Below are 21,083 nucleotides of genomic sequence, written 5' to 3' on the forward strand. Positions count from 1 at the left end.
AATATATTAATACAAAAAGAAGAAATTGTCCTAAGACAATTTCTTCTCTTCATAACATTTAATTATTAATTTCTAATTAATAATTATTGATTTACTAAGCTTCTTCTTTAATTCCCATAAACATAGTAGCTACAAATGCAACACCTACTGCAATAACTAATCCTATTATATAGTGAAGCGTTGATCCTGAAGCTGTTATTGCCATACCTGGTATACCTGTAACACCAACTGCAGTCATTCCAACTTTCATTGCTACAACATAAGCTCCACCAATTGCACCACCTATTGCTGCCCCTATAAACGGAGTCTTGTATCTTAAGTTAACCCCAAAGATAGCAGCTTCAGTTATACCAAATAATGTACTTATAGCTGATGGTAATGCAATAGCCTTCATCTTTTTATTCTTTGTTAATAAGAATGCTGCGAAACACGCTCCCCCTTGAGCAACGTTTGCCATTGACCAAATTGGTAGTAATGTATTAACTCCTGTTTCAGCTAAAACACTAAGCTCTACAGCGTGGAAACTATGGTGAATTCCAGTAATAACTATTGATGAATAAGCTCCTCCGAATAAAAGCCCTGCAATTATTCCTAACTTATCTATTGCAAATGTTAAGAAAGTACTAATTCCCGCACCGATAAAGTTAGCTGCTGGCCCTATAACTGCTAATGCTAAGAATCCTGTAACTAAAACAGTTATTAATGGAGTTAATAATATATCAAGTAATTCTGGAACAATTTTTCTAGTTCCTTTTTCTATATAAGACATTACAAAAATAACTATTAATATAGGTAATACTGTTCCTTGATATCCAAGTAAAGGCATATCAATTAAGCCTAAAACTTTAATAGTTTCATAACCAGTACCTTGAGTCCATGCATTTTGAAGTGTAGGGTGAATCATTATTCCACCAACTGTTGCTGCTAAGTATGGATTACATCCAAATACCTTTGCTGCACTAATTGCAACTAATATAGGTAAGAAGTTAAATGCTGCTGAACTAAACCAATCAAGCATCATCCACCACCAAGTATTAGAATATTGTTCTAATCCAAACTTACCTGCAAGCCCTAATAATCCCATTAAAAGTCCTGCCGCAACTATAGCTGGTATAATTGGAACAAATATATCTGATAATACTTGTGCTAATCTTTGTAATGGATTTAGCTTCTTAGCACCTTCTGCCTTTACGTCAGCTGTGCTCATCTCTTTAATTCCTGTAATATTTGCAAACTCAGCATAAACTTTATTTACTATGCCTTGCCCTATTATTACTTGGAATTGTCCTCCATTCATAAAAGCACCTTTTACTAAGTCTAAATTCTCGATTTCCTCTTTGTTAATTAAGCTCTCATCTTTTACAACTAATCTTAATCTTGTTGCGCAGTGTGCTGCACTAGCAACGTTTTCATTACCACCAATAAACTGTAATATTTTATTGGCACAATCAAAATACTTATTTGATCCCATCTTTACTTCCTCCTTGTAATTTAAAAGCTATGAAACACACTATTCATATATATCCGTATGTGTATACTTACAGTGTAATTTCATTTATTTAAAATCCCATACTCTACTTTAAAAAGTCTTTTTAATATTTTCCCCGCTTAGCTTCTTCATATTCCACTACACCAGGGAACGTTCCCACATTTTGCATAAGAAAATACTATCTTAAATATACTTAATATGTTTTTTTGATAATATTTATATTCCTCATTTAAAGGGAACGTTCCCATGCATAAGAAAATAATAACCTTTTCATAAGGTTATTATATACTGTCTCTTTCTATAAGTCCATAGTTAAGTTTAATATTTTTATACAAGTTTTTTGAGGAGTTTATTCCATTTCCTAGAATTTCGCACATTATTTCAGCACTTTTTCTTCCTGAAGTTTTATAATGAAAGTGAATTGTTGTTAATTTAGGCGTTATTACTTTTGATATTCTAGAGTCTCCCATTCCCATTACCACAACATCTTCAGGTACTCTATAATTATTTTCTCTTAAATACTCTATTACCCCAACTGCAATATTATCAGTAACTGCTAAAATTGCAGTAACATCTTTATCATTTTCCATTATTTCTTTAGCAAGATTATATCCACTTTCAGATGAAAACTCTCCAATCTTTATATAATTTTCATTTAACTTTATTCCTGACTCTATAATTCCATCAATATATCCTTTTGTTCTATAATGTCCAACTGATATATCTTCTTTATATACTCCAACAAAGCCTATATTTTTATGACCTTTATCTATAATATACTTTACACTATCTTTTGCAGCATTATAATCATCATGGTAAACTGATGGATAACCATTAATTTCTTGACCTACTACTACAATCGGAACTTGAACATCATTCATTACCTTAATATGAGCATCTGTCACCTTCGTTGCTATAAATATAATTCCATCGACATTATTATTTTTAAATATGTTTAGATATTCAATTTCTTTTTCTATAGATAAATTTGTGTTAGCAATAAGAACATCATATCCTTTAGGAGAAAATATATCTGTCATTCCTTCAACAACTCTTGCTATTGTTTCAGAACTAATTTTAGGAACTATAACTCCTATTAAATTTGTCTTCTTAGTTCTCATGCTCTTAGCATGTCTCTGTGGTTGAAACCCAGTTTCATCAAGTACTTTCTGTATCTTGCTTCTAGATTCTTCACTAACATATCCACTATTAAGATATCTAGATACTGTTGATTTTGAAACCCCAGCCAACTTAGCAATATCAATTATATTTAAAGCCATTTTCTTTTCTCCTTTTTCCTTACACAGTAACATTTCTTCTTTTACGAAGCAGACTTTTCCCTTTTAGCGAAATCTAAACCTTTCACCTTGAATTAGTCAACTCTTCAATTTTTCATAGTCAACTAATTTCTGTCTGCTGGATATACAAGACCAATCTGTCTTCTTGCCTCATCCATTATTTCCATTACATTTTTAGAGAATTCTAAAGAATTAATCTTTGATTCTTTTTCTCCTCTTTGTATTATATTAATAAATTCTTCAATTTCATAGCACATATTATGTTCTTCTTGATATTGAGTTAAATCTTCAACATTTCCATCTCTATATATAATCTTAACAGAGCCCATTGTATTTATTCTATCTATTATCATAGTCCCCTCTTCCCCCTGGATTTCTGTAGGAAGATGTGAATTAGATATTTTAGAATATATTACTGAAGCCTCCTTATCATCATACTTAAAGATTATTGTTCCCTCTCCATCTGCTCCTGATTCAAGCATATAACTACTTGCCTTTATTTCATTTGGTCTTCCAAAAAGAGCTACCATAGGAGCTATAGTATATACCCCAATATCCATTAACGCTCCATTTGATAATTCTGGATTAAATGCATTTAATACTATTCCTTCTTTATACTTATCATATCTTGATGAGTATTGACAAAAGCTTGCGAAGTATCTTCTTACTTTACCTATCTTGTGAATATTCTCCATGGCAACCTTAAAATTTGGCATAAGCGTAGTTTTCATTGCTTCCATTAGCACTACATTATTCTTCTTAGCAGCTTCTATCATTTTATTAACTTCCTTTGTATTTGAAGCAAATGCTTTTTCTCCTAATACATGCTTTCCATTATTCATAAATAATATAGCTTGCTCTGCATGTAGCCTATTAGGTGATGCAATATATACGGCATCTATTAAATCACTTTTCGCCATATCTTCAAGACTAGTAAATGTATTTTGTACGCCATATCTATTAGCAAACTCTTTTGCTTTTTCTTCTGTTCTTGAGTAAACTGCTGTTAGTTTAAAATCTTTTACTAAACTTGCTCCATCTAAAAACCAAGTTGTTATATTATTTGTTCCTACAATTCCAAATCTAATCATCTCGCCATACACCTCTTTAAATTAATTCATAATTATCATACTTTAACTAAATATATTTTACTTTATTAATACATCTACATAGTGTAAATATAGTATCTTAGACTATAAACATAATAATTAATAATATGTTTTTGTCTACTTTATTCATAAATCAACCCTATCCCAAAATATACTTAAAATGTACTGATTTATTTTTCCTGTTAATATTAATTTTACCTTTATATTGAGTATATACTCAATAGTTAAGGGAAATATAATAAATATTATTTGATTTTTATAAGGAAACTCGCTACTCATATACATTCGTAGGAGTAACTTCAAATTACCAAATCATAGATTTGGATTTTCAGTTAAGGAAACTCACTACTCATATGCATTCGTAGTAGTACTCTTACAGAGTAAGTTCAAGTTACCAAATTAAAATTTGGACTTTCACTTAACTTCGATTAACTAAATCAAAGATTTAGAATCTCACTTAAAGAGGGTATAAAAATGAAATTTTTTAATAATGATAAGTATTTCTCAACACATCTTAAAAATTTTTTATATTTTATAGCTTATAGTATTTTTATTATTACTCTTTTCTTTCTTTTTGCTCTTAATCTCTCTAAAACAAGCAACTTAAGTTCTAATAATTATGATTTAGAAGATGAAACATTTGATGTAGGTAGTTTTAACAAAAATACTATTTCTCTTGAATTAAAGGCTACAGAATATATTTCAGATTTATTTTCAAAAAGAAATAATGCATTTTTAACTGGTGAGGTACATGATTTATCTATGTTTTATAACTTAACTCATACTAATAGTACCTATTCATTTAATAATGAACTCAAACGTATATCTTACTTAAGAGATTGGGCTATTGAACGAGGTATCATATTCACTTCTATAACCTCTAGTGTTACAATAAAGGATTTAAAAGATACTGGTGATATGATTACTTTCAAAGCTGATGAGAATTGTGAATTTAATTATGTTTACTACGATGATAACACAGTAAATACATTTAATGTAAACTTAATTCATATACTCTCTCTTAATAAAATAGATAATAGCTTTGAAATTGAAAAAGACTACTACTTAGACTTCTTAAATAATACCTCTAATAATTATGCTTATAATCTAAATGGAAGTCATTTAGAATTTTCTAAATCTTTTAATAAAAATTTTGTTATTACAGATAACCTTAATATTGGTGACATACTATCTTATAAAAAGTTCAACTTTGTTGATCATAAAGGGGTGGTTTGTGGATATGATTCTAAAAACTATCCATTAGTAAACTCTACCACTATTAATTCTAATAACATACCTTTTGATTTAGGCTGGAAAGAAAAAAATATTTATAAGGAATAATAAATAAAAATATATATTTAAAGAGATTGTATTCTTATTATATAAATAATTAGATACAATCTCTTTACTAGTTATTATTTCATCGTTAAATTATCTAGTTCACTATTAATTTACTTATCTTTATTATTTTATTCTAGCAACACCACTATCAATTGCTGCTTGCTTTACTGCTTCTGCAACAGCTTTTGCTACATTCTTATTAAGTGCTTTTGGAAGTATATAATCCTCACTTAATTCTTCTTCTGAAACTTCATTAGCTATAGCATGTGCAGCTGCTAACTTCATTTCTTCATTTATATCACTTGCTCTTACATCAAGCGCCCCTCTAAATATACCTGGGAATGCAAGCACATTATTAACTTGGTTAGGAAAGTCTGATCTTCCAGTTCCTATTATTCTAGCTCCACCTTTTTTAGCATCCTCTGGGAATATTTCTGGTACTGGATTTGCCATGGCAAATATTATAGCATCTTTATTCATTGTGCTTACCATTTCAGTTGAAAGAAGATTTGGTGCAGATACCCCTACAAATACGTCTGCTCCTTTAATTGAATCAGCTAAAGTACCACTTTCATTGTTAGGATTAGTTATTTTAGAAATCTCAACTAAAGATGGATCAGTGTACTCTTTATTTCTATCTATAATACCTTCTTTATTGAACATAACTATATTCTTTACTCCAAAGCTTAATAAAAGCTTTGCTATAGCAACTCCTGCTGCTCCAGCTCCACTCATTACTACCTTTAAATCTGAAGGTTCTTTCTTAATTATCTTTAAAGCATTCATTATTCCTGCTAAAACTACTATAGCAGTTCCGTGTTGGTCATCATGAAATACTGGAATATCTAACTTTTCTTTAAGTCTTCTTTCTATTTCAAAACATCTTGGAGCGGATATATCTTCTAAGTTTATTCCACCTAAAGACCCAGCAATTCTAGATACTGTTTCTACTATTTCATCAGTATCTTTAGTGTTTAAAACTATTGGAAATGCATCTACATCTGCAAAGTTTTTAAATAGTATACTTTTTCCTTCCATTACTGGTAAAGAAGCTAATGGTCCAATATCGCCAAGACCTAAAACAGCTGTACCATCTGAAATTACAGCAACTGTATTACATTTTCTTGTATAGATATAAGCATTGTTTGGATCTTTTGCAATTTCTCTACAAGGTTCTGCAACACCTGGAGTATAAGCTAAGCTTAAGTCTTTTTCATTATCTACCTTAGCTCTTGAAACTACTTCAAATTTTCCTCTTAATTCTTCGTGAAATTTTAATGATTCTTCATATATACTCATATTAAAGCACCTCTATTTCTTTAATTAAACTACTTTACTACCATGAATCTCTACTGTATTTGTATATTCTAAAAGATAATCTCTATTCTCTTTAGTAACACTTTTACCTGGCATTATTGAAATTCTTCCATTTGCATACTCTGAAAATGCTTTTAATTCATCTTTACCTTCTATAGCATTTGCTTTTCCACCCTTTGTAAGAATTCTATTTATTCCTAACTCAGCCAATTTATCAATAGCTTTATATTTATCATCTATTTCATCAAATGCCATATGGAATGTAACGCTTAAACCTTCGCATTCTTCTAGCAAAGCTTCTATAGTTTCTAAGTCTATCTCTTTTTCCTTTAAAGCACCTATTACTACTCCATGAGCTCCTAGCTTTTTACATACTTTAATATCTTCCTTCATAATTTCAACTTCATCAGAAGAATATTCAAAATTTCCACCTCTAGGCCTTATTATAACCATCACTGGTATATTAGTTTTTTCAACTGCAAGCTTTATAGTACCATAGCTTGGTGTAGTACCATCTTGCATTAAGTTATCACATAACTCTATTCTATTAGCCCCACGCTTTTCAGCCTCTATTGCCTCAATATAGTTACCAACACAAGCTTCATAAATAGCCATACTCCTATCCTCCCACTAAATAATAGTATTATAGAAACTCCCTAAAAAGTTTCTACATAAATTCTTAACTCTTAACTAATCAAAAGTTACTGGTGAGTTTATTCTCTTAATATAAGCATCTAACCATTCTTGACTAGCTGGTTCATATGTAGTAACTCCATTTTCTTGTTTATTACATACATAAACTTGTGGTTCTTCTCCATCTCTTACTACTGAGAATGAGAAACCTGCTATATTTGTAGCTGCACCAAATTCACCTTTGTTATTCATACAAACTACTGATAAATCTCCTGATTTTCCTCTTCTTCTTGTTAATTCATCATGTAACCTTGAAACAGCTGTATCTGCAGCTTGTTGTGGAGTCATTCCTTCTTTCATTAATCTTACTATTTCATAAGATATACAACCTTTCATTAAGTCTTCTCCAAGACCTGTTGCAGAAGCTCCTCCAACTTCGCTATCACAGTAGAATCCTGATCCTGAAACCGGTGAATCCCCAACTCTTCCTCTCCTCTTCATGAATAATCCACTTGTGGAAGTAGCTGCCACCATAGAACCTTCTGAATCTAATGATATCATTCCTACTGTATCATGTCCATCATATGGGCTTAATCCTTTTTCTATTGTTTCTTTTCTTCTCTTTTCATAGAATTGCTTAGCTCTATCTGTTAGCATGTTAACTCTTTCAAATCCATTTTTATGAGCATATTCTTCAGCCCCTATTCCAACTAAGAAACAGTTAAATCTTTCCTCACTTAACTTTCTAGCTATGCTTATTGGGTTCTTAAAATCTCTAATTCCTCCAACAGCTCCAATAGATAAAGTATTACCATCCATATATGCTGCATCTAATTCTACTTCACAGTTTTCATTTGGTAGTCCACCATATCCAACTGATTTGTATAATGGATAATCTTCTACCATTTTTATAGCTTTTTCTATAGCATCTCCTGCTGTAGCTCCATTATTTAAATCTTTTGCAGCTTCCGTGATTCCTTCTACTGCCATTCTCCATGTTGCAATCATTCCATATTTCATAATATCATCCTCCCAAACGTCCATCTTATATAATATATTTTAGCAATTTTTATGCCAACATAATTACCCATTGATTTCTATTGTAAGAGTGTTGTAAAATAATACATATTCAATTGTTTATTAGGAAAATCGACACACTTTTTTAAATTAACACACAAATTAACACTATAGATAAGATTCGTTGTATACAATTACATCTGAGGGGTGAGCTTTATGAAGAGAATTGATCTAATCCTAAACTCTATAGAACGTCTTGATAAAGGACAAGGTGTTACTACTATAGAAATAAGTAAAACATTAAACCTAGAACGTTCTAACGTTAGTAAAGATTTAAACAAACTAGTTTCACTAGGTAAACTTTACAAAAATTCATCAAGGCCAGTAAAATATTTTTTGAATTCGCCTAATGTCATAAATTTTTCTGCGAGATCTTCTATAGATAATCTTGCTTATTTATATCCATCATTAGCACCAGCAATTAAACTTGCTAAAACTTCTATTATTTATCCACCAAATGGTATGAATTCACTTATAATAGGTGATACAGGCGTTGGTAAATCAATGCTTGCAAAACTTATGTACGAATATGCACAATCACTTTCGCCATCTGAAACGATGCCTTTTGTACATTTTAATTGTTCAGATTACTCTAACAATCCACAATTGTTAAGTGCACATCTTTTTGGAGTTAAAAAAGGTACATTTACTGGAGCTAATGAAGATAGACCTGGTCTAATTGAACAAGCTGATGGTGGCTTCTTATTCTTAGACGAAATACACAACCTTCCAAGCGAAGGTCAAGAAATGCTATTTGTATATATGGATACAGGATATTTCAAAAGGTTTGGTGAAGTTTCTAAACAGCTAAAATCAACTACAAGAATTATTTGTGCAACTAATAAAGATATAAACTCATCTTTATTAGATACTTTCATAAGAAGAATACCTATAAAAATAAGTCTTCCCGGACTTAATGAAAGACTTCTTGAAGAAAGATTAACTTTAATTGAGTACTTTTTAAAAGAAGAAAGTTTGAAATTAGATAAACCAATATTAGTTTCATACAACGCAATGTTATGTCTATTATCATATCATTGCCAATATAATATAGGTCAGCTAAAAAACGATATTACCTTAGTTGTTGCAAATGCCTTCTCTGATTATTTTATAAATAATAAGAAACAACTTAAAATTAATAGTCCTGATTTACCAGAGCTTATTAAGAGTATGTCTAACTCTCCATTAATAGAAGAAAAAGAATTATTAAATTCTCTAAACTTTGAACATGGATATATTACATATGATGCAAGTACAGAAATCACAAGTCACTCTTATGTAAAACAACGTCATGTTATATTAGGTTGTTTTACAAACTTAATAAAAAACATAGATAATATCGTGATAAATAAGGATACTCCTAGAGAAACTATAAATAATCTTTTTGAAATATATTTAAATATTATTAATGATAATAAAAGTAATTATAGATTTTCATTAAATGACTCTGCATTTAAGCAATTTGTAGATGAAGTTTCAGCAAGCAATGATTCTATAAAAAGAGCTTTTGAAACTAGTAGAATCGAAGAATTTTTCAAGATTCATATTGATTTAATTTATGACAGAATAAATTTGCTAAACTTTAATCCATTACCTGTACTAAATAGATTAAAGTCTTGTTTCAATAAAGAATACAATTTAGCATTTGATATTACATCTGTTATGGAAAAAACATATAATATAAATATTTCTTCAGTTGAAGTGCTATTTTTAGTACTATTTTGTATTTATATAAATCAGTAACTACGTTAGATAAAGGTTAGCTATAGCAGATTCATATCAAACACTTAAGAATTAACTCTAAACTATTAACTGTTAGCTCTTAAATAAAATAAAAGGCTGTGCTTACACAACAGCCTTTTATCATGTTTATGTTTAAGTTTTAGTAAGTTAGCATTTTTTCAACATTTAATAAGCTTACAATTTCTGAAGAGCTAAGCTCTGATTCTTCTTCAGCAACTTCTTTAACTTGTTTTCCTGTATAAAGTGCTTTTTTAGCTATTGCTGCAGCCTTTTCATATCCTAATACTGGAGCTAAAGCTGTTACAATCCCTATACTTCCTTCAACCAACTCTTTACATCTCTTAACATTTGGTTCAATTCCTAAAACACAATTATTTATAAATGTATCTACCCCATTAGATAAAATATTAATTGATTGATATAGGTTATATATTAATACTGGATAGAATGCATTTAACTCTAGTTGTCCTGATTGAACAGCCATAGATATAGTTAAATCATTTCCCATTATTTGAAACGCTATTTGCTTCATTACTTCTGGTAAAACAGGGTTTACCTTTCCTGGCATTATTGAAGAACCATTCTGTTTTGATGGCAACTTTATCTCTCCAAATCCTGTTCTTGGCCCTGAAGACATAAGTATTAAATCTCCAGCAATTTTGCTTATATTAACTGCACAAGTCTTTAATTGAGATGATACTTCTGAATATTTATCTAAATTTTGAGTTCCATCAATTAAATCTTCCACTTGATAAACATTTAATCCAGATACATTGCTTAATTCATCAACAACTGTATCCATATACTTTCTACTTGCTGTAATACCAGTTCCTACTGCTGTACCACCTAAGTTAACTCCTAATAGCTCTTCTTTAACAGCATCTATTCTCTTAACATCTCTTCCTATAGCTCTTGAGAAAGCTTTAAATTCAGCTCCTAAACTTATTGGAACTGCATCTTGCATTTCTGTTCTTCCCATTTTAACTATATCTGCAAACTCTCTTGCTTTTTCACTAAAAGCAATTTCTAATGCCTTAAGATTATCAACACATTTAACTAAATATTTATAGGCTGTTATACTTCCTGCTGTTGGTATAACATCATTTGTAGATTGTCCCATATTTACATGATCATTTGGATGTATTGGATAATATTCACCTTTTGAATGACCTAATATCTCATTTGCTCTATTTGCAATTAGCTCATTCATATTCATGTTTAAAGAGGTGCCTGCTCCCCCTTGAATAGGATCTATAATAAATTGGTCTATAAATTGTCCAGCAATAACTTCATCACATGCTGTTACAATAGCATTAGCTAATTCTTCTTTTAATTCACCAGCTTTCATATTTGCAATAGCACACGCCTTTTTAACAATAGCTAAATCCTTTACAAACCTTTCATCAACATTTAAACCTGTAATTCTGAAATTTTCATACCCTCTTAAACTTTGTACTCCATAATAAGCGTCCTTAACTATTTCCTTAGTTCCAATAGAATCTCTTTCTACTCTAAAATCCATTGTTATTTCCTCCTAAAGTAATCTTTAAAATAAATATCTATACTATTTACTTTAGCAAAAGCCGTGCCATTTTAATTTTCCTACGGTTTTTCTTAGTATTTTTTTAATAAATAACTCTTTTAACTCAACATAAAAACAAAAACCTACACACTAAAAAATACTGTGTAGATTTTTAAGAGTTATTTGGTTAAGATAACACACTTAAATCTTGTGACTTTTAGATAAAATACACTATTTACATACCATCTATCCTTAACCATAAAATATTCGTTACATTGATAGATCTATCTTATATAGATTATTCTCTTTAATCTGCTTAACCTATAAATGTTTTTGTAATTTTATCTTTATATTTTCAAACTTCGTTTTTTTAATGCGTTAATATATTTGTTTATATTTAATAACTTTAATTAAAGTCAGTAAAATAATCACTTATATAAATAAAATGCATACTTTCTTTATTCTGCGCAGTTTATTCTATACTATCTTTTTAACTTCAAGTACTCCTCTCTTCCTATCTTATAAAGATTATTCCCTTCTGAATCTATAATAACTATAAGCGGTAAGTCCTTTATTCTTATTTTTCTTATAGCCTCTGCTCCTAAATCTTCGTAAGCTACAATTTCACACTCTTCTACCCTTTGTGCCATTAAAGCTGCAGCTCCACCTATTGCTCCAAAGTATACAGCTTTATTTTCTACTATTGATTTTACTACTTCGTCATTTCTCTTACCTTTACCTATCATACCTTTTAAGCCTAAGTTAAGTAATTGAGGTGTATAGTCATCCATTCTATAACTAGTTGTAGGTCCTGCTGAGCCTATGACTTGTCCTGGCTTTTCTGGCGATGGTCCAACATAATATATAGTTTGGTCCTTTATCTCAATAGGAAGTTCTTTTCCCGCTTCTAATAATTCAATTAATCTTTTATGTGCTGCATCTCTTGCTGAATATATTACTCCAGATAATAATACAGAGTCTCCAGCTTTAAGATCTTTAATCTTATCATAAGTTAATGGAGTTTCTAATCTTATTTCCATATTTAAACCTCTCTTTCCTTATGCCTAGTTGCATGACAATTTATATTAACTGCTACAGGTAAACCTGCTATATGAGTTGGATATACTTCAATATTAATTCCTAATGCTGTAGTTCTTCCTCCAAACCCTTGTGGTCCAATTCCTAATTTATTTATTTCTTCTATTAATTCTTCTTCTAATTCTTTATAAAATTCTATTTCACTACTTTGATCAATTGGTCTAAGTAATGCTTTCTTTGCTAAATATGCTGCTTTATCAAAAGTTCCACCTATACCTACTCCAACAACCATTGGTGGACATGGGTTAGGTCCTGCATTTTCAACTGTTTCTAATATAAATTTCTTAACACCCTCTATTCCATCTGAAGGTTTAAGCATAGCAATTCTACTCATATTTTCTGAACCAAATCCCTTTGGTGCAACTGTTATTTTTACTTTATCACCTTTAACTATATCATAGTATATTATTGCAGGAGTATTATCCTTTGTATTTACCCTATTTAAAGGATCTTTTACAACTGACTTCCTTAAAAACCCTTCCTCATATCCTCTTCTAACGCCTTCATTAATTGCATCCTCTAAGCTACCACCTGTAATATGAACATCTTGTCCTAACTCTACAAAAACACAAGCCATCCCTGTATCTTGACATATAGGCATATTATTATCTCTTGCTATATCAGCATTTAAATATATCTTTTTTAACACATCATTAGCTAAAGGATACTCTTCCTTTTCAATACTATCTTTTAATCCATTTCTTATATCATCACCTAAATAGTAATTTGACTCAATACATAATTCTTTTACTGTATCAATTATCTTCTCAACGCTAACTTCTCTCATTTTCCCCTCCAAAAACTTTTTAAAATATATTGTTTATGAGGAGGTATAAATTATACCTCCTCACATATTTAAATTCCTAATTATAGTTTATATTAATTTTTTATAAATTTTTGTTGATAGAATATATTTACGCAGACACATATGAACTAATATTTAGAATTACATTATTTCTGGAATAAGAATTGTGTTTAAAAGTTTTAACTATTTGAGCTTAGCGAGTTTTAAAACTTTAGCAATTCTTATGTAAGAAATAATAGAAATTCTTATATTATTGAATCAGTGTCGAAGTGGATATAGCATATCAACATCTGCTCTATAAAGAAGGAAACTCCTTCTCCTCTCGTCGAATGAGTAAGTTCGATTTGTAAAATTTAAATTTTGAATCTCACTTATCTTCTATTATTTAATCTTATCTCTTCAAGTAGTTCTCTGTCTACCCTCTTACAGAATTCAGCTATTATTTTAACAGTTTCTACATAATCTCTACGATGTATAACTAATCTGTGTGAATGCATATATCTTGTAGGAATTGATAATGTCATAGCTATTATTCCATCAAAGCTCTTATGTATATTAGCAGTATCTGTTCCACCAGCTACCATAAAATCGTAATTTAACTCTAATCCCACTTCGCTTGCTATAGCTTCTAGCTTGTTTAATAATCCTCTATTAGCTAAAGATAATGAATCTAATACACTAAGAATTATTCCTCCACCTAATTTAGCTCCACCTTTATCCATCGGTGTATCTTTTGCAGTAGTAACATCTAAAGCAAATGCTATATCTGGTTTAATATTTGCAGTAGCTGTCCTAGCCCCTCTTATCCCAACCTCTTCTTGAACAGTTCCTACAGAATATACATTAGCATCATGTTCTACTCCATCTAACTCTCTTAAAACATCAATAGCAACAGCTGCACCTATTCTATCATCCCAAGCTTTACCAAGTAAATAATTCGGATTATTCATAACCTCAAACTTAGTATCAGGTGTTATCATATCACCTATTTGTATTCCTAAAGCTTCTACTTCTTCTCTATTATCTACACCTAAGTCTAGATGTAAGTCTTTAGGTAAAATAACTTTTTCCTTCTCTTTTGCAGGCATACCATGAGGAGCTCTAGAACCCACAACTCCTACTATTTTCTTACCTTCAGATGTAGTTATTATAAGTCTTTGTGATGGAAGAACATGCCCCCACCATCCCCCTACAGGTAAAAGTTTAACATACCCATCTTTATCTATATCTCTAACAATAAACCCAACTTCATCTAAATGACCAGCTATCATTATCTTAGGCCCATCTTCTTTACCTTTTTTAAGTCCTATTATTGACCCAAGGTTATCGTAAGAGATTTCATCAGAATACTTTTCCAAGTATTTCTTCATAACTCTACTTACTTCTTTTTCACATCCTGAAATACCATCTGCTTCACTTAGTTCCCTTAACATATCTAAGTCTACATCATATATTGAACTTTCCTTTGATAAACTCATCTTAAATTTCCTCCATGAAGATTCATAAAACTAAAAATTATCTATTTTCAGTTCTAAACATCTCTATCATCTCTGTATTTAATGACTTAACAACTTTAGTAACAGATTCTCTTGCAGCTAAATAGTCATTTACATCAATTATTGAACTATTATTTTCAACATTTCTAGCACAAATACATGCATTTAGTGTAGGACATCCTCTTAGTAATTTATGTATCCAACCACCATCTCCATCACACATTGAGTAGTAGAATTGATTTGGTATACCATTATTTTTACATATAGTCATTAGGTGATTTAATAAAGCTCTGTTTGGCATCATTGATTTATCATAGAAGTTAATAAGTACACCTTCTCCAAGCTTACCAACAGCATCAGAATCTCCACTTATATCATCTGCAGTTAAGCAATCTAGAACTATAGCTAAATCAGGAGAAATTAAATTTGTAGCAGTTTGTGATCCTCTAAGTCCTACTTCATGTTGTACTGTACAACCAACATATAAATCAACATCAAGTTCTACATCTTTTAATGCTTCTAATATTTCTACACCTAAAGCACATCCATAACGGCTATTCCATGCTTTAGACATAATTCTTTTTCCTGTTGCAAGAACTTCAAAACTTCCATCAATGACTATAGAATCACCAAGTCTAATTCCTAATGATGAAAAATCTTCTATTGATGATGCACCTATATCTATTAATATCTTATCAGCATCTAATACTTTATCCTTATCACTATTTGATTTAGCTACTATTGTACCTTTATACTCTTCTCCATCATTAGTCATAACTCTAACTCTTTGCCCTAGTAACCCTTGCTTACAAGCTGGACCTAAAGATAATACTTTTATTAATCCATTCTTAGTAAAATCCTTTATTATAAATCCTACTTCATCCATATGCGATGAAATCATAACTTTCGGTGCATTTGGCTTCTTAGATTTTTTAACCCCGTATACTGAACCTAAGTTATCGTATACAATTTCATCTGTATACTTTCCATAATAATTTTGAAGTATTTTAGATATTTTTATCTCATTTCCAGATACAGCTATAACTTGAGTTAGCTCTCTCATTAACTCTAAAGTTTTATTTGTAATCATTATTTATCCCCCTATTATGTTAATTATTTTGCTAATCTATAAAGTGCTTGTGCATAAATTTTTGCATTTAAAATAATATCGCTTATATCCATATACTCATTTGGATTATGAGCTATTCCCTTTTGTCCTGGGAATGATGGTCCAAATGGAACTATATTAGGCATAGCTTTCGCATAAGTTCCTCCAGTTGTAGTTACAGGAGTTCCATCTAATCCAGTTATATCTTCGTATGCATCTTGAAGTGATTTAACTAAGAAACAGTCTTTTTCAAACTTTACTGGATTGTAGTTGTGTAAAAGTTCAATCTCTACATTTTCTGTAGCTTTTGATCTTATTTGCTTCATTATTTCATCTATTGTTGCTACTGCTGGATAACTTAATGCTAAATTAAATCCTAAGCTATTTTCATCGTTATCTAATGAGTATCCTCTCATAACCATAGTTCCAAACTCTTTATCATCATAATTGATACCAAGTCTTTCCCCATTATCTTTACTACTTAAAATGTATTTATTTACAAAATCAAAGAACTCTCTTGTTCTTTGAACTCTATTTTCATTATCTATATCAACTTTAACTCTTATTTTCGCTCTTCCTCTTTCACCATATACAACAGGATATTTACAATCTGGAGTAAATCCCATTACTGGTGGTTTTTCCTTACTTAAATAATAATTTAAATCTTCAAATCCACTTTCTTCATCAGTACCAAATACTATTCTTACTGGCTTAGTTAACTTTAAGCCACTTTCTTTTATTGCATATAATCCATATAAAGCTGACATTATAGGTCCTTTATTATCTAAAACACCTCTACTAAATATCTTCCCATCTTCTATATGTCCACTATATGGTGGATTAATCCACCCTTCTCCTTCTGGAACTACATCTAAATGTCCAAAAACACCAACGTAATCTTCACCTTCTCCGAACTCTGCATATCCCATATATCCATCTATATTTTTAGTTTTAAATCCAAGTTCTTCAGATATTTCAAGTGCTTTAAGAAGAGCATTATTTACTTCTTCACCAAATGGCGCACCATCAACAGCTTCACTTTCAACACTTGGTATTTTTACTACATCTATAATATGATTAATCATTTTATCTTTATTTTCATCAATCTTAATATTTAATATATTCTCCATACTGCTCTCCACCTAAAATTTTATATTTCCAATTTTTTATATACAATATGGTAGCCTAAGATATACTTAGACTACCATTATTAAATTAATAACATATTTGTTTTGCGTACTCTGTTACATCTTCCCCATTAGCTTTTTTCTTAGCTAGTCTACAAATATTTCTCAATGAATCATTTAGTCCAGTTCCACCCTTTTTAGGCATCTTAACTATATTGATTACATCTTTATATTCTGCAATTGTTTCATCATTTTCTTGTGACATTGCTGCAATTGCTGGAATTTTTGTATATCTGTTTAAAGCTTTAGCTAACACAGCACACATTTTTGCATATCCTTTGTAGTTGTATGCTGGTCCACATATTATTACATCTGGATTAATTTTTTGAGTCATTGCTATAATCTTTTTAGTTACTTCTTGCTTGTTTTCATCAAAGAATCCATCTCCGCAATAAAGCGTTGCAACAACTTTTCCATCTACTTCTTTTAATGCAGGTTCTAACATACTTGCAGAACCTATAGGCATCATCTTTCCTCCTAACTCTAGATTAGGATTTTCCTTACCACCTAACCCTGCTTGAGTTTGATCAAATATCATTAAAACCTTCATTAATAAATCCTCCTAAAGTTCTATATCATCTAATGATATATCATCTAAAGAAATATCTTCTAAAGCTACTTCATCAAATGATAACTCACCTGAATTATTGTTTTTAGCATTATCTTCTTCTTGTAAATATTGCTTATCTAACATCTTTATGAATGGGAAGTATATTAAACATCCAGTAAATAATAATAAGAACTGCCATCCTGATGCGATTATACTACCAGTTGCTAAGTAACCTGAAATACCTATTGGTGTTGTCCATGGTAATGCAACCCCTGTTGTATATGGTATAATTCCTGCTTTAGTTACAAAGTATGAAAGTGTTATATTCATCATTGGAACAAATATGAATGGGAATATTAATACTGGGTTTAATACTATTGGTAATCCGAATATAATTGGCTCATTTATTCCAAATATACCTGGAACTATTGCTAACTTACCTAATTGTTTAATTCTCTTTGATTTACAGAATAATAACATTACTATTACTAGAGAAAGTGTACTTCCTCCACCACCGTAATTAGTAAAGAAGTTACCAAATGATGATGTAAATATGTTTGGTAATGGTAAACCTGCTTGGAATGCTTCTAAGTTTTCCATTGTTAAAATCTTACTTATTGGTTCAAATACAGTGTTTGCAACTGCTGGTCCATTGATTCCAAAGAACCAGAACCCTGAACATGCAAATACATAAACTAATTGAGCTGCTAATGTATTACCTGCTCCTTGTAATGGTGTTTGTAGTACTTGGTAAATGAAGTTATGAGCAGTTTCATATGGAGTAAATTCAAATCCTATTCTTACTAGGAAGAATAAAGTCATAACTATTGCACTTGGAATTAATGCTGCAAATGAATCACAAACTGCTGGAGGAACCCCTTCAGGCATCTTTATTGTCCAACCCTTTTTATATACCCAGTTGAAAATGTATACTGATGATAATGAAATCATAAGTGCTAAAAATAGACCATTTGATCCTATATATTCAAATCCTAAACCACTTATTGTTGCAGCTCCATCAACTCCAACATATGGTATTCTTGTAGGCATAACTATGAAGAATGATACTAGCGCTATTGCAGCACCTTGAATCTTATCTCCCTTAAGCTCTCTAGCATATGAGTAACCAGTACCCATACAGCTTAATAATGCAATTACATTAAATGTAGCTCTTGAAACGTTTGTAAACCATGTTTGCCAACCTTCACCTAAGAATTTAGCAACCATCTCTCCCCATCCTGGTATTGGGAAGTTAGCTATTAATAAGAATATTGACCCGACAATTATTAATGGTGTTGTAATTAAGAAACCATCTCTAATTGCAACCAGAATTTTGTTTTTCCCTAGCTTATCAGCTACAGGCATAAGTATTTTTTCTAATGTAGAAAACATATTTTCATCCCCTTTTATTTCTTTGGTATTTATTTATTAAGCATTATTTAGCTTGTTTTTTATAATGCATAATAGCTGTTTTTAGTACTTTTTCCCCATCCATAACACCGTAATCTTGCATATCAATTACAAATATTGGCTTATTAAGGTGTCCATATCTTTGTTTTGTATCATCTAATAGATACTTAACTTGTGGTCCTAATAAAATACAATCTGGATTGTATTTTTCTATTATGTCCCCCATTGTTCCTATAGGAAATGCTTTAACCTCTATTGGTAATTTGTGAGCATCTGCTGCCTTTTGCATTTTACTTGCTAATAAACTTGTAGACATACCAGCGCTACAGAATAAATAGAATTTTTTCATTTAAATCTCCTCCTAAAACGTTAATATAATTTATATAAATTTTATTTATATCTTAACTAATTATTTTCCTTCTGCAATTTCAACTACTTTAGTTCTACCAATAAAGTCATGAATCATTTTGCTATTTTTACTAAATAACATTATTACTATTGATACAAATGGTATTATCATCGCTAACACCACTAATATTTCATAAACTTTACTTAGTCCAATAACTAATAATATTTCTCTAAAATACTTACTACTAGCAACTATTCCGCCTTCTATTAATGCTACTCCTAATATCTCACGCTTTAATAAAACTTTTGCATTAACATCACTTCCATCATCTTGAACTACCTTTATTCCCAAAAGTCTTTTTCCTAAAGTTTGTCCTTTATTTTTCTTTAATGGAATGACTATATAATATAATGAAACAATCATAATCCCCATCATTCCAGCAACAATACCTACTCCTGGCTTCATTAATGCTAACGATGTTGGTGTTTCAGCTTTTCCACTTACAACACTATATATATATAAGATAGGAATTGAAGCAAACATACTAGATAAATACCAATCAACACCTACTGCCAATCCTCTTCTAATCTTGCTAACTTTCTTTATTCCAACTCTATCTAGTACTGCTTTTTGAAATTTATTCATCTTTCGTTTTTTCATATAATTCCTCCAACGCATTAATACTTTTTAATTATTTGAAATCTCACTTATTATATAAGCAATTACCGTGCCAAACTTAAAACCCCTTATAAATCAATAATATTTTTAATACATTTTTAGAAACTGTATCCATATAAACACACTAATTAAATGTTTACACAAGTTTTCAAGTCATAGTGTATTGTTTTTATTATTGTAATTACACATTATTTTTCGGCAAAATGATACATTATCTGCGCGCACAAAAAAACAGACCAATTTTAATTGATCTGTTTTATAAATTAATATCTATTTCTATTTTTCATTTCTCTTTCAATATCTCTCTTATGAGCTTTTTCAAGCATAGAGTCCCTCTTATCGTAGTTCTTTTTACCTCTACAAATTCCAAGAGCAACTTTTACTCTACCATTTTTTAAATATAAAGATAGAGGCACTAATGTATATCCTTCTCTAGATACTAAACCTGCTAATCTTCCTATTTGCTCCTTATGAAGTAATAACTTTCTTTCTCTTAAAGGATCTACATTAAATATATTCCCTTGTTCATAAGGACTTATATGCATATTTAAAATAAATATCTCGCCATTTTTAACATCTGCATAACAATCCTTTAAGTTACATTTTCCATTTCTAATAGATTTAACTTCTGTACCTACTAATTCAATTCCCGCCTCCATTGTTTCCTCAACAAAATAATCATGACGAGCTTTTCTATTTTCAGCTAAAGAATTACTATTTTTAATTCTTGCCATTAATCTCACCCACTTCATTACAATACGTTTTTATTAATTATAACATGCATATTATTAAAAAGTTAATAGTTACGGGAGAAAAGTTAATAGTTGTTGCTTAAAGTCAACAACAGCTGGCTTTATTCATTAACTATTAACT

19 protein-coding genes are annotated in these 21,083 nt (G+C 30.3%); 2 read left to right on the forward strand and 17 right to left on the reverse strand.

The window, feature by feature from the left end; all coding sequences use genetic code 11:
* Positions 1 to 94: 94 nt before the first annotated feature.
* The 3 genes from ARA56_RS04345 to ARA56_RS04355 all read right to left on the reverse strand — a co-directional run bounded on the left by ARA56_RS04345 (position 95) and on the right by ARA56_RS04355 (position 3,878).
* Positions 95 to 1,471 (reverse strand): sucrose-specific PTS transporter subunit IIBC, encoded by a 1,377-nt coding sequence (locus ARA56_RS04345; RefSeq protein WP_055264352.1) that lies wholly within the window; start codon positions 1,469 to 1,471, stop codon positions 95 to 97.
* A gap of 299 nt (positions 1,472 to 1,770) precedes the next feature.
* Complete coding sequence (locus ARA56_RS04350) at positions 1,771 to 2,769, reverse strand: LacI family DNA-binding transcriptional regulator (protein ID WP_055264354.1); 999 nt, start codon at positions 2,767 to 2,769, stop codon at positions 1,771 to 1,773.
* 122 nt (positions 2,770 to 2,891) lie between these two features.
* Positions 2,892 to 3,878 carry a Gfo/Idh/MocA family protein gene (locus ARA56_RS04355; protein ID WP_055264356.1) on the reverse strand — a complete coding sequence of 329 codons (987 nt, stop codon included), beginning with the start codon at positions 3,876 to 3,878 and terminating at the stop codon, positions 2,892 to 2,894.
* A gap of 492 nt (positions 3,879 to 4,370) precedes the next feature.
* Here ARA56_RS04355 and ARA56_RS04360 point away from each other — a divergent pair, with 492 nt between their 5' ends.
* The gene (locus tag ARA56_RS04360) at positions 4,371 to 5,237 is read left to right on the forward strand and encodes an amidase domain-containing protein (RefSeq protein ID WP_055264358.1); all 867 of its coding nucleotides are present in this window, start codon (positions 4,371 to 4,373) and stop codon (positions 5,235 to 5,237) included.
* Positions 5,238 to 5,360: 123 nt separating this feature from the next.
* On the opposite strand, the gene ARA56_RS04365 is transcribed toward ARA56_RS04360, so the two are convergent.
* From ARA56_RS04365 to ARA56_RS04375, 3 genes are all read right to left on the reverse strand, one after another.
* Positions 5,361 to 6,536 carry an NAD(P)-dependent malic enzyme gene (locus tag ARA56_RS04365; RefSeq protein WP_055264360.1) on the reverse strand — a complete coding sequence of 392 codons (1,176 nt, stop codon included), beginning with the start codon at positions 6,534 to 6,536 and terminating at the stop codon, positions 5,361 to 5,363.
* Positions 6,537 to 6,560: 24 nt separating this feature from the next.
* On the reverse strand, positions 6,561 to 7,169 hold the full coding sequence (locus ARA56_RS04370; RefSeq protein WP_055264362.1) for a copper homeostasis protein CutC: 609 nt from the start codon (positions 7,167 to 7,169) through the stop codon (positions 6,561 to 6,563).
* A 75-nt stretch (positions 7,170 to 7,244) separates the two neighbouring features.
* On the reverse strand, positions 7,245 to 8,207 hold the full coding sequence (locus tag ARA56_RS04375; protein WP_055264364.1) for a glycosylasparaginase: 963 nt from the start codon (positions 8,205 to 8,207) through the stop codon (positions 7,245 to 7,247).
* A gap of 213 nt (positions 8,208 to 8,420) precedes the next feature.
* Between ARA56_RS04375 and ARA56_RS04380 the strand changes: the two genes are divergently transcribed.
* Positions 8,421 to 10,007 (forward strand): sigma 54-interacting transcriptional regulator, encoded by a 1,587-nt coding sequence (locus tag ARA56_RS04380; protein ID WP_055264366.1) that lies wholly within the window; start codon positions 8,421 to 8,423, stop codon positions 10,005 to 10,007.
* A 139-nt stretch (positions 10,008 to 10,146) separates the two neighbouring features.
* Here the strand turns inward: ARA56_RS04380 and ARA56_RS04385 are convergent, their stop codons facing one another.
* From ARA56_RS04385 to smpB, 11 genes are all read right to left on the reverse strand, one after another.
* Positions 10,147 to 11,529, reverse strand: a complete 1,383-nt coding sequence (locus ARA56_RS04385; RefSeq protein ID WP_055264368.1) for an aspartate ammonia-lyase — start codon at positions 11,527 to 11,529, stop codon at positions 10,147 to 10,149.
* Between the two features lie 482 nt (positions 11,530 to 12,011).
* On the reverse strand, positions 12,012 to 12,569 hold the full coding sequence (locus ARA56_RS04390) for a Fe-S-containing hydro-lyase (protein WP_055264370.1): 558 nt from the start codon (positions 12,567 to 12,569) through the stop codon (positions 12,012 to 12,014).
* A 2-nt stretch (positions 12,570 to 12,571) separates the two neighbouring features.
* Entirely contained in the window at positions 12,572 to 13,414 is an 843-nt protein-coding gene (locus tag ARA56_RS04395; RefSeq protein WP_055264372.1) for a fumarate hydratase, read from the reverse strand.
* A 389-nt stretch (positions 13,415 to 13,803) separates the two neighbouring features.
* A complete protein-coding gene (locus tag ARA56_RS04400) occupies positions 13,804 to 14,910 on the reverse strand; it encodes a M42 family metallopeptidase (protein ID WP_055264374.1) in 1,107 nt (368 codons plus the stop codon).
* Between the two features lie 37 nt (positions 14,911 to 14,947).
* The gene (locus ARA56_RS04405; RefSeq protein ID WP_055264376.1) at positions 14,948 to 16,018 is read right to left on the reverse strand and encodes a M42 family metallopeptidase; all 1,071 of its coding nucleotides are present in this window, start codon (positions 16,016 to 16,018) and stop codon (positions 14,948 to 14,950) included.
* A 23-nt stretch (positions 16,019 to 16,041) separates the two neighbouring features.
* Positions 16,042 to 17,166 carry a Sapep family Mn(2+)-dependent dipeptidase gene (locus ARA56_RS04410; protein ID WP_055264379.1) on the reverse strand — a complete coding sequence of 375 codons (1,125 nt, stop codon included), beginning with the start codon at positions 17,164 to 17,166 and terminating at the stop codon, positions 16,042 to 16,044.
* Between the two features lie 85 nt (positions 17,167 to 17,251).
* Entirely contained in the window at positions 17,252 to 17,773 is a 522-nt protein-coding gene (locus ARA56_RS04415) for a GrdB-related putative oxidoreductase (RefSeq protein ID WP_055264381.1), read from the reverse strand.
* A 12-nt stretch (positions 17,774 to 17,785) separates the two neighbouring features.
* Entirely contained in the window at positions 17,786 to 19,165 is a 1,380-nt protein-coding gene (locus tag ARA56_RS04420; RefSeq protein ID WP_055264383.1) for a PTS sugar transporter subunit IIC, read from the reverse strand.
* Between the two features lie 43 nt (positions 19,166 to 19,208).
* On the reverse strand, positions 19,209 to 19,532 hold the full coding sequence (locus tag ARA56_RS04425) for a PTS sugar transporter subunit IIB (RefSeq protein ID WP_055264385.1): 324 nt from the start codon (positions 19,530 to 19,532) through the stop codon (positions 19,209 to 19,211).
* A 60-nt stretch (positions 19,533 to 19,592) separates the two neighbouring features.
* On the reverse strand, positions 19,593 to 20,192 hold the full coding sequence (locus ARA56_RS04430; RefSeq protein WP_055264387.1) for an RDD family protein: 600 nt from the start codon (positions 20,190 to 20,192) through the stop codon (positions 19,593 to 19,595).
* Between the two features lie 281 nt (positions 20,193 to 20,473).
* Positions 20,474 to 20,944: an SsrA-binding protein SmpB gene (gene smpB, locus ARA56_RS04435; protein WP_055264389.1), complete on the reverse strand. Its 471-nt coding sequence runs from the start codon at positions 20,942 to 20,944 to the stop codon at positions 20,474 to 20,476.
* Between the last annotated feature and the right edge of the window lie 139 nt (positions 20,945 to 21,083).

The sequence above is a fragment of the Clostridium disporicum genome, assembly GCF_001405015.1.
Lineage (GTDB): Bacteria > Bacillota > Clostridia > Clostridiales > Clostridiaceae > Clostridium > Clostridium disporicum_B.

Coding starts and splice junctions, on each gene's coding strand:
- ARA56_RS04375 (WP_055264364.1), bottom strand. CDS start 8,207: ATGAAATATGGAATGATTGCAACATGGAGAATGGCAGTAGAAGGAATC.
- ARA56_RS04430 (WP_055264387.1), bottom strand. CDS start 20,192: ATGAAAAAACGAAAGATGAATAAATTTCAAAAAGCAGTACTAGATAGA.
- ARA56_RS04360 (WP_055264358.1), top strand. CDS start 4,371: ATGAAATTTTTTAATAATGATAAGTATTTCTCAACACATCTTAAAAAT.
- ARA56_RS04390 (WP_055264370.1), bottom strand. CDS start 12,569: ATGGAAATAAGATTAGAAACTCCATTAACTTATGATAAGATTAAAGAT.
- ARA56_RS04425 (WP_055264385.1), bottom strand. CDS start 19,532: ATGAAAAAATTCTATTTATTCTGTAGCGCTGGTATGTCTACAAGTTTA.
- ARA56_RS04345 (WP_055264352.1), bottom strand. CDS start 1,471: ATGGGATCAAATAAGTATTTTGATTGTGCCAATAAAATATTACAGTTT.
- ARA56_RS04405 (WP_055264376.1), bottom strand. CDS start 16,018: ATGATTACAAATAAAACTTTAGAGTTAATGAGAGAGCTAACTCAAGTT.
- ARA56_RS04395 (WP_055264372.1), bottom strand. CDS start 13,414: ATGAGAGAAGTTAGCGTTGAGAAGATAATTGATACAGTAAAAGAATTA.
- ARA56_RS04365 (WP_055264360.1), bottom strand. CDS start 6,536: ATGAGTATATATGAAGAATCATTAAAATTTCACGAAGAATTAAGAGGA.
- ARA56_RS04400 (WP_055264374.1), bottom strand. CDS start 14,910: ATGAGTTTATCAAAGGAAAGTTCAATATATGATGTAGACTTAGATATG.
- ARA56_RS04385 (WP_055264368.1), bottom strand. CDS start 11,529: ATGGATTTTAGAGTAGAAAGAGATTCTATTGGAACTAAGGAAATAGTT.
- ARA56_RS04350 (WP_055264354.1), bottom strand. CDS start 2,769: ATGGCTTTAAATATAATTGATATTGCTAAGTTGGCTGGGGTTTCAAAA.
- ARA56_RS04420 (WP_055264383.1), bottom strand. CDS start 19,165: ATGTTTTCTACATTAGAAAAAATACTTATGCCTGTAGCTGATAAGCTA.
- smpB (WP_055264389.1), bottom strand. CDS start 20,944: ATGGCAAGAATTAAAAATAGTAATTCTTTAGCTGAAAATAGAAAAGCT.
- ARA56_RS04355 (WP_055264356.1), bottom strand. CDS start 3,878: ATGATTAGATTTGGAATTGTAGGAACAAATAATATAACAACTTGGTTT.
- ARA56_RS04415 (WP_055264381.1), bottom strand. CDS start 17,773: ATGAAGGTTTTAATGATATTTGATCAAACTCAAGCAGGGTTAGGTGGT.
- ARA56_RS04380 (WP_055264366.1), top strand. CDS start 8,421: ATGAAGAGAATTGATCTAATCCTAAACTCTATAGAACGTCTTGATAAA.
- ARA56_RS04370 (WP_055264362.1), bottom strand. CDS start 7,169: ATGGCTATTTATGAAGCTTGTGTTGGTAACTATATTGAGGCAATAGAG.
- ARA56_RS04410 (WP_055264379.1), bottom strand. CDS start 17,166: ATGGAGAATATATTAAATATTAAGATTGATGAAAATAAAGATAAAATG.